At 63.4% G+C, this 8,251-nt stretch carries 8 protein-coding genes and 1 pseudogene; 6 read left to right on the forward strand and 3 right to left on the reverse strand.

Going from position 1 to position 8,251, the window contains the following annotated elements:
• Window positions 1-48 precede the first annotated feature (48 nt).
• The 3 genes from ACXJL8_RS26585 (at window position 49) to ACXJL8_RS26595 (ending at window position 2,997) form a co-directional block, all read left to right on the forward strand.
• Window positions 49-1,029: a hypothetical protein gene (locus ACXJL8_RS26585; RefSeq protein ID WP_456685871.1), complete on the forward strand. Its 981-nt coding sequence runs from the start codon at window positions 49-51 to the stop codon at window positions 1,027-1,029.
• A gap of 14 nt (window positions 1,030-1,043) precedes the next feature.
• Window positions 1,044-2,012: a phosphatase PAP2 family protein gene (locus ACXJL8_RS26590; protein ID WP_456618753.1), complete on the forward strand. Its 969-nt coding sequence runs from the start codon at window positions 1,044-1,046 to the stop codon at window positions 2,010-2,012.
• A gap of 217 nt (window positions 2,013-2,229) precedes the next feature.
• Complete coding sequence (locus ACXJL8_RS26595; RefSeq protein ID WP_456618812.1) at window positions 2,230-2,997, forward strand: G1 family glutamic endopeptidase; 768 nt, start codon at window positions 2,230-2,232, stop codon at window positions 2,995-2,997.
• Here the strand turns inward: ACXJL8_RS26595 and ACXJL8_RS26600 are convergent.
• From ACXJL8_RS26600 to ACXJL8_RS26610, 3 genes and pseudogenes are all read right to left on the reverse strand, one after another.
• Window positions 2,995-3,132 (reverse strand): annotated as a pseudogene (locus ACXJL8_RS26600) (NAD(P)-dependent alcohol dehydrogenase); the annotation flags it as partial. The gene ACXJL8_RS26595 and the pseudogene ACXJL8_RS26600 overlap by 3 nt on opposite strands.
• Before the next feature lie 11 nt (window positions 3,133-3,143).
• On the reverse strand, window positions 3,144-4,049 hold the full coding sequence (gene rnz, locus ACXJL8_RS26605; protein WP_456618754.1) for a ribonuclease Z: 906 nt from the start codon (window positions 4,047-4,049) through the stop codon (window positions 3,144-3,146).
• A 124-nt stretch (window positions 4,050-4,173) separates the two neighbouring features.
• The gene (locus ACXJL8_RS26610; protein ID WP_456685874.1) at window positions 4,174-4,947 is read right to left on the reverse strand and encodes an alpha/beta fold hydrolase; all 774 of its coding nucleotides are present in this window, start codon (window positions 4,945-4,947) and stop codon (window positions 4,174-4,176) included.
• 157 nt (window positions 4,948-5,104) lie between these two features.
• Between ACXJL8_RS26610 and ACXJL8_RS26615 the strand changes: the two genes are divergently transcribed.
• From ACXJL8_RS26615 to ACXJL8_RS26625, 3 genes are all read left to right on the forward strand, one after another.
• Window positions 5,105-5,755: a GntR family transcriptional regulator gene (locus ACXJL8_RS26615; RefSeq protein WP_456618755.1), complete on the forward strand. Its 651-nt coding sequence runs from the start codon at window positions 5,105-5,107 to the stop codon at window positions 5,753-5,755.
• Window positions 5,752-7,281: an aldehyde dehydrogenase gene (locus ACXJL8_RS26620; protein WP_456685872.1), complete on the forward strand. Its 1,530-nt coding sequence runs from the start codon at window positions 5,752-5,754 to the stop codon at window positions 7,279-7,281. Before ACXJL8_RS26615 ends, ACXJL8_RS26620 begins: the two co-directional genes overlap by 4 nt.
• Window positions 7,282-7,355: 74 nt before the next feature.
• The coding region (locus ACXJL8_RS26625; RefSeq protein WP_456685873.1) for an MFS transporter at window positions 7,356-8,251 on the forward strand (896 nt) is incomplete at its 3' end.

Genomic DNA, 8,251 nt, shown 5'->3' on the forward strand with positions numbered 1-8,251 from the left:
CTCAATGCGCAATATCTGCTTCATGGAAGCATTCAGCGCGCCGGCGACATGATCCGGATCTCGACCGAACTCGTTGCCGCCGAAACGGTCGAAGTTGTCCGCGCCGACCGTCTCAGTGGAACCGCAGCCGACGTCTTTGACCTGCAGGACCGCATCGCTGTCGAAGTCATACGCTCGCTGGCGCCCCAAGTCCGCGACCGGGAGCTTCATCGCGCAATGCAAAAGAGACCAGACGATCTCGACGCCTATCAATTGGCACTGGTGGGCTACGATCAGATGTTCAGTCCGGACTACACGACATTCGTGACGGCGCGAACCAATTTCGAGCGGGCGCATGTCCTCAGCCCCAATTGGGCGCCGCCCCTGTCCTACAGCGCCATCTGGCACATGCAGCGCGTCGCGCGCGGATGGTCTGCGAATGCATTGAACGAGCGCGACACCGCGCGGGCGCTTGCCGAACGAGCGCTGGAGCGCAACTCGGCCGACCCGCTCGCCAATGCCGTCGGCGGCTACACGCTGTCGCAGTGCAAGCACGATCATATCGGCGCACTCAAACAGCTTGATCGTGCAATCGAGCTCACCCCGAACCTGGCGCTCGCATTCGCGTACCGGGCCGCCGTGCATGTTCGCTGCGAACGCTACCAGGACGCACTCTCCGATGCGGGCGTCAATCTACGCCTGTCGCCGCGAGACAGGCACGCGTGGTTCGCGGAGATGATTTCGGCCCAGGCACATTTTGCCATGAAGGATCTCGACCCTGCCGTCGAACACGCGACGCGGGTCGCGACGCTTCTGCCCAGCAATCAGGTGAACCTGCGCGTTCTCGTTGCCGCCCTCGTGGAGAGCGGACGGCTCGACGATGCGCAGACTTTTGCCCGGCCACTCATGACGGCAGGCGAGCTCGACCTGAAATGGATCGCGACGTCGCCCTGGCCGAAGCCGACCCTGGCGCGCATCGAAGCAGCGCTGTCGCGGCTGGCGTCGACGCTACGGCACGGAAGCAACCAGAGCGGCACCAATAATTCTTAACAGAGGAGGCACACATGGCAGGCGGATATGGTGGTTACGGCGGATATGGCGGCTATGGCGGATACGGGGGCTATGGCGGCTACGGAGGATACGGCGGTACTGGCGGATCTGGGGGCGGCGCCATGTTCAGCGATCGCGTCGATCGCCCGTTCGTGAGCGAACGTGACATCAAGGGCGCCAGGTACAATGCCACTGGCTTTGGCATGAGGCTCTGGTCGACCCGGTGGTACGCGTGGGTCGTGATGTCCGATCTCGCCAGTCAGGCAGATTGGCTCGAGCGACTCGGCGGATTTGCACTGCTCGGTGCCGGTCCGACCCCATGGGACGCGTTTCTTGAGGACGACATTGCCAAGTTGAGACTCATGGCCGTCAATGAGCGCGCTGCTGCCCTCGACGACATCGTGTCGGAGGCTGACGAGTTCATCAGCAAGTTCCTGCACCTCGTGTCCGCGACGGCGACGACGCACCCGGCGACATCGCGCATGCTGATCGTGGCCGACGCACTCACAGCGCTGATCGCGATGCACTACAAGGCCCATTTCAATCGCCCGCGCCCCACCCAGGTGGTCCCCGGATTCATGTCGCCGATCCAGCACGGCGGGCACGCGTCATTCCCTAGCGGTCACGCCACCCAATCTCACGTCTTTGCGGCGCTTCTCACCGAAGTCATGCCGCAAACACTCGGTATTCCCGCTCCTGCCCCGGGCGCCTCCGGGAGAACCACGATCGGACAGACGCTTGTCGCCCTTGCCGACAGAATTTCGCGGAATCGCGAAATCGCCGGCCTTCACTATGAGTCGGATTCCAAGGCGGGATTGAAACTCGCAGCGGCAATCACCGACAAGATTCTCCTGGACAGGAAATACCTGCCGAAGTTCGCAACGCTCATAGACAAAGCCAAGCTCGAGTGGGCTGACACCGGCCTGTTCGTCGAAGGCAAGAACCCCAGCAGCTCCGCAGGAGGGAAAAATGCTGGAGAATGATCGCTGCGGCTTGTACGAAGTCGTGCCCATCGACTTCAATCTGCTCGACGCGTCCCCTGCCGTGCTCGATCGCTACGGCATTCCGCAAAAGCCGGATGTCATCACCGAGCCGGAACTGTTCGCGTTCTGGACAGAGCTCGTTTCGCAGCCATTTTCGGCAAAGCAGCCGACGTTCGACGACATCGACCCCCCGTCAGCGGGGGGCGCGCTTCAATCGATGCTGAATTGGTCGGGAGCGCTCATTTCTACGCCCTGGCCACAGCGGTTCGTCTTCGCGGCGGCCGGATGGAACGTGCCGGACGTGCGTCCGCCATCCGCGTCGGCCTTGGACACGCACGCGGATGATCCAAAATCGTTGTTGTGGGTGGGCCTCGACGGCCGCAACGGCACGCTACCGAATATCTCCCTGCCTCAAATCGGTACCGGCCACTGGCCCAATCGCGCGCCCAAACACTTTGCGTGGTGGGATTGGTGGCATAACACTCCGTCGGATGAGGCGACCACGAAGTCGCCGGCGCCGCCGAAGCCACAAGCGATAACGTTGATCGACAACCTCCCAATCAACAAAGGCAATAAAATTCTCGCCGGTCTCGCGGTTCAGGTCAGCGGAGACGTTCTGTATTTCATCAAGAACCAGAGCACCGGCGAGTTCCGCTCGTTTCTTGTCCGACAGCCGCCCGGTGACATCGAACCGCTTGGATCATCAGTGGAATGGGTGATGGAGCGGCCGACAGACCCGAAGAGCGGCGACTTATTTCCGCTTCCGGAATATGATCCCGTGGATTTCAGGTACTGCCTGGCGCGGGCCGCCGACGGACCGGTCGGGTCAGGGCGCTTGATGACGCTCGCGGACAACGCACTCATGATCGAGATGCGCGAGAGTTTCGCGAATCCCGAGCGCACCGTCATCGTGTCACGCGCAGAGCCAAGGCAGGATCCGGACGGTTCGGCCGGCGTGACTTGCACTTTCCAACAGCCGATATGAGCGTAGCGATCGGTCATAGGTGCCGGGACCGCCGAGTTCGAGGCTATGACTGGCACCTTGGCCATCCGCCGGCTTCATCAGCGCGACATCCCAGTCAGGCGTGTCGCGATAGTCGATGAGGACCTCGCCAGGAAGAGGCGCGACGACTAGACGACGATGTGATCAAAGTCGGCGGCGATCCGACTGTTCGGAAACGCTTGTGCCGCTTCGGCCAGTATCTCTTCGTCCCGATAGCGTCCCGACAGGTGGGTGAGCACGAGTTGCCCGACGTTGTTGGCGGCCGCAAACGAAGCCGCTTCTGCCGCGGTGAGGTGGCCGTAATCCCGAGCGGTCGAGGCGTCGCGATCGAGGAACGTCGCCTCGATCACCAGTACGTCGGCGTCAGCCACGTATTTGGAAAGGCCCTCGGTCGTCTCGGTGTCGCCGATCACCACGAGCTTCTTGCCGCCGCTTGGCAGTCCCAATACATCCTCCGGATCGATCGTCCTTCCGCCAGCGATCACGACCGGTCTTCCTTCCGCCAATTCTCCGCGCGTGGGACCGTCCGGTACGCCGAGCGCCGCGAGGCGATCGGGCTGAAGATGGCGGCGTGCGTGACTTTGGAAGGAGAAGCCAAAGCTGTCCGTATCCCGATGGCGGACCGGAAAGCAGTCGATCTTGAATTCGCCGGCATCGATGACCTGCCCTTCGGTCAGCGGTACAAATTCCACCGGGATTGGCGCCCTGCCCGCGCCCCACAGGCCGGCGAGCATGCGGGCGACGACGTCGAGCGTGCCTGGCCCGGCATGGATGGTCATCACATCGGAGTTCTGCCGCAGCCCCAATGTTGAAAAGAGACCGGGGATGCCGAGCACGTGATCGAAATGACCATGCGTCAGCAGGATGCGATCAAGACGCCGAAAGCCGGCACCGCTCCGCAGCAATTGGCGCTGGGTCCCCTCACCGCAATCAATCAGGAGCCGCTTGCCCGCAGCTTCCACCAGGAGAGCAGGATGATTGCGCTCCGCGGAAGGGACGCTTGCCGAAGTCCCAAGAAATGTCAGGGCGAACATCGTTTTCGCTTGTCCAGCAGGCCTGTGAGCGCATTCGCTCTTGAACCAGCGAGATCTACCCTGTTTCCGATCGCGCCTCCACCGCGACCACCGCGGCCTTGTGGATCGGATCGCACCCCGAAAATCAGTGCAGGAATTGCTTCATGGCTGCGAGAAACCGCTGCGGCGATTGAAGCTGTGGCACGTGCGCGCAACCCGGAATGACCTTGAATTCGACTCGCGGTAACTTCGCGGCCAATTCATGCGACATCGGCGGAGGCGTCGCTTCGTCGTGTTCGCCGACCAGGACGAGAACCGGGATTTTCACTCCGGCGAGCTCGGCGCGGAGATCGAGGCCGGCCAACGCGTCGCACGCGGCGCGAAACACGTCGGGATCGGTCCGCAGAAAGGCTTCACGACGCCCCCGCATCAACTCGGGATGCTGCTCCTGGAACTCGGGCGCAAACAGGCGACGCATCGCGACGTCAGTGATGGCCCCCAGCCCCTTTTCCCGGGATACCTTCGCCATGTTGCGAAACGCCTCGCGGCCGGGCTCCGAGAAAGCGGCGCCGCTATCGGCGAGAATGAGCTTGCCGGCGATCTCCGGATGCCGGATCGCCATCTGGAGCGCGACGAACCCGCCGTAGCCATTGCCGAGCACGATCGCCGGTGCGCCGCCTGCAGCATCGCATACAGCCTCGGCCATCCGGTCCGCGACCGCGGCAAGACCGCCCTCCACAGCGCGTGAGCGGCCGAACCCCGGCAGCTCCGGCACGATGGTTCGAAACGATCCCTCGAGCTCAGGCACGATCGCGTCGAAGCTCGCACGATCCGACAACAGCGAGTGAAAGAGAAACAGCGGCGGCCCCTCGCCCGATTGCGCGGCGTTGACGGTCCCGTTGGCAAAAAGCCTGTCCATGTCCGGTCTTTCCTTCACTTCGTCGGCCGCTCGCGTGGCTTCGAGGCCCCGCTTGGAGGCCCTGATTGATAAATCAACTGTCAGGGAATTCAAGCATTTGGCTCTTGACGTAAAATATCACGACTGAGATATTCGTGCCAAGGAGATCTACAAAATCATGCTTTTGCGCGAGAATATCTATGATCGTCTCAGGTCTGATATTTTAGGCTGTCGCTTCGCGCCGGGCGATGAAATGCGCGAGCAGGACCTGGCCGAGCGCTATGAAGTCAGCCGCCAGCCGGTCCGGGATGCGCTGCTACGGCTGCAACGCGAGCACCTCGTGACGGTGCAGCCGCGCCAGGGCTATCGAGTCACGCCGATCTCGCTGTCGGATGCCCGCGACCTCCTGCGCTTCCGCCTTGCGCTGGAGCCGGCCTGCGTGGCGGAGGCGATCGAGAGCGCGCCCGACAGCGTGCTGAAATCGCTCGACCAATTCCGCCGTTTCTCGGGCAACCACGAAGACTTCATCACCTACAATCGCGGCTTCCACACCGCCCTGGCTCATGCCTCCGGCAATCGCCGCATGGCAACGGCGCTGTGCGACCTGATCGGCCAGGCCGACCGGCTGGTTCGCGTCAGCATATCCAACCTGAAGGGCCACGATCCGGCGAAGCTCGTTGCCGAGCACGTCGCCCTGATCGACGCCATGCAGAGCCGCGAGACGCGAACCGCCGCGCGCATCATCAAGGCCCATATCGGAGCCACCGAAAAACGCGTTCTGCCGGCGCTCAAACGTAACGCCGTCATCGTCGAAGAGAGGTCGTCATGAATATTCCCTCAAAACCGGCGTCGATCGACGTCGAAATCCGCGGCAATTTCATCGATGGGCGTGAAGTCGAGGCCGGAGGCGGCGCGATGCTCGATGTCCGCAATCCCGCGACCGGCGACGTGATTGCCCGCATTCCCAACTCGACCGCAGAAGACATCGACCGCGCCATGAAGAGCGCGCGCGCCGCGTTCGAAGGCAAGGCCTGGGGCGGCATGGACACGCGTGCGCGGGCCAGGCTGGTCAACAGGCTCGCCGATGCGTTCGAGGCCAATCTCGACAGCCTGTACCGGCTGGAGACCCTCAACAACGGCCGCCCGGTCAACGAGACCCGCGCCCAGCTCTCCCGCCTTCCCGATTTCTTCCGCTACTTTGCCGGCGTCGCGCTGGCGCGCCGCGACTCCGTCATCCCCGTCGAAGGTGCGTACCTGAACTACACGCTTCGTACCCCGATCGGCATCGTCGCCAATTGCACCCCGTTCAACCATCCGCTGATGATCCTGTGCAAGTCGCTCGCCGTGGTGCTGGCGACCGGATGCGTCACCGTGGTCAAGCCGTCCGAATACACGCCGTTGACGACACTGAAGCTCGCGCAGATCTTCACCGAAGCGGGCCTGCCGCCGGGTGTCTTCAACATCGTGCTGGGCCTCGGCCAGAGCGCCGGCAAGATGCTGGCCGAGCATGGCGACATCAACAAGCTGGTGCTGACCGGCGGCACCGAGGCAGGCCGCATCGCCGGCAGCGCGGCCGCAAAAGTCTTCGCGCATCAGACCATGGAGCTCGGCGGCAAGACGCCGGTGATGGTGTTCGACGATTTCGACGTCGACCGCGCCGTCAACTACGCCGCGTTCGGTGCATTCATCGGCGCCGGACAGACCTGCGTCTGCGCCTCGCGCCACATCGTCCAGGCCACGATCTATGACGAATTCGTCGAGAAGCTGCAGGCCAAGACCCGCACGATCCGCGTCGGCGATCCCTTCGATGCAAGCACTCAAATGGGTCCCGTGATCTCGGCCAAGCAGCGCGACCGTGTCCTCACCTACGCGGGCTATGGTCACGCGGACGGCGCGCGTCTCGTCACCGGCGGTGTCGCCGCCAAGGTGCCGGGTCACGACAACGGCTATTTCGTCGAGCCGACGGTGTTCGCCGACGTGAAAGCCGACATGCGCATCTTCCAGGAGGAGGTGTTTGGTCCCTTCACCTCGGTGACGCCGTTCAAGGACGAGGCCGATGCGCTGCGGCTTGCCAACGACTCGCCGTTCGGCCTGGCTGCTGCGATCCGCACCCGCGACGTCGCCCGCGCGCACCGTGTCGCCGCCTCGGTCAAGGCCGGCATCGTCTGGATCAACGATCATCACCGTCTCGACCCGGCCTCGCCCTGGGGCGGGGTCGACGATTCCGGCATAGGCCGCGAATGCGGCACCGAAAGCTTCAACGACCACTTCAACACCAAGAGCGTGATGGTCGCGACTCACGAGCAGCCGTTCGACTGGTATCGCGACACGGCCAACCAAAAGCGGCTGAACTAGCAGAACAGCAGGCGACCGACCGCCCAGAGAAGGCGGGCCGCATCAACCAGAACAACAGTCAAGGGAGCGCGTATATGTCGACATCGGTGAACGCAGGCGGCCGTCTGGATCGGCTGCCGGTCGGGCCATTCCACCGCCGCATCATGCTGCTGATCGGCATCGGGATGTTTTTCGACGGTTTCGACATCTATATCGCCGGGACCGTGCTCAGCGTCACGCTGAAGAGCGGCTTTTCGACCCTCGCCCAGAACGCGGTCTTCATCTCCGCGACCTTCGTCGGCATGATGCTGGGATCGTTCGGCACCGGTTTCCTCGGCGACCGCTACGGACGCCGCTTCACCTATCAATTCAATTTGCTGCTTTTCGGCGTTGCCTCCCTTGCCGCGGCGTTCTCGCCGAACATGGCCTTCCTGATCGCCTGCCGCTTCGTGATGGGCGTTGGGCTCGGGGCGGAGAACGTCGTCGGCTATTCGACGATGACGGAATTCGTGCCCGCGCGCACCCGCGGCAAATGGCTCGGCTTCACCACCGTGTGCGTCGTCACCGGCCTGCCGGTCGCGCTGCTGGTCGCATCCGTGCTCGTGCCGCAATTCGGCTGGCGCTCCATGTTCGTGCTCGGCGGCGTCGGCGCGCTCGTGGTGTGGTACATGCGCAAGTCGCTGCCGGAATCGCCGCGCTGGCTGGAAGCGGTGGGGCGCACCGCGGAAGCGGAAGCGCTGATGCAGACCATCGAGAAGGAAGCCGCGCAGGGGCAGCCCCTGCCCCCTCCCGCGGCCACAACGCCGGTCCCGGCATCTGCCGATCTCGGCACGCTGTTCACGGCTCCCTTGCTGTCGCGGATGATCGTCGGCGCGGTCTGCCTGATCACGATCAACACCCTGCTCTACGGCTTCGTGACCTGGCTGCCCGTGTTCTTCGTCAAGCAGGGCCTCTCGATCGCGACATCGTTCGGCTATTCGCTGCTGATGGC

Source organism: Bradyrhizobium sp. P5_C11_2 (assembly GCF_054049755.1).

Bases quoted from the DNA above. Each gene is read 5' to 3' on its own strand.
- ACXJL8_RS26595 (WP_456618812.1), top strand. From the start codon at position 2,230: ATGCTGAATTGGTCGGGAGCGCTCATTTCTACGCCCTGGCCACAGCGG.
- ACXJL8_RS26620 (WP_456685872.1), top strand. From the start codon at position 5,752: ATGAATATTCCCTCAAAACCGGCGTCGATCGACGTCGAAATCCGCGGC.
- ACXJL8_RS26585 (WP_456685871.1), top strand. From the start codon at position 49: ATGATCCGGATCTCGACCGAACTCGTTGCCGCCGAAACGGTCGAAGTT.
- rnz (WP_456618754.1), bottom strand. From the start codon at position 4,049: ATGTTCGCCCTGACATTTCTTGGGACTTCGGCAAGCGTCCCTTCCGCG.
- ACXJL8_RS26615 (WP_456618755.1), top strand. From the start codon at position 5,105: ATGCTTTTGCGCGAGAATATCTATGATCGTCTCAGGTCTGATATTTTA.
- ACXJL8_RS26610 (WP_456685874.1), bottom strand. From the start codon at position 4,947: ATGGACAGGCTTTTTGCCAACGGGACCGTCAACGCCGCGCAATCGGGC.
- ACXJL8_RS26590 (WP_456618753.1), top strand. From the start codon at position 1,044: ATGGCAGGCGGATATGGTGGTTACGGCGGATATGGCGGCTATGGCGGA.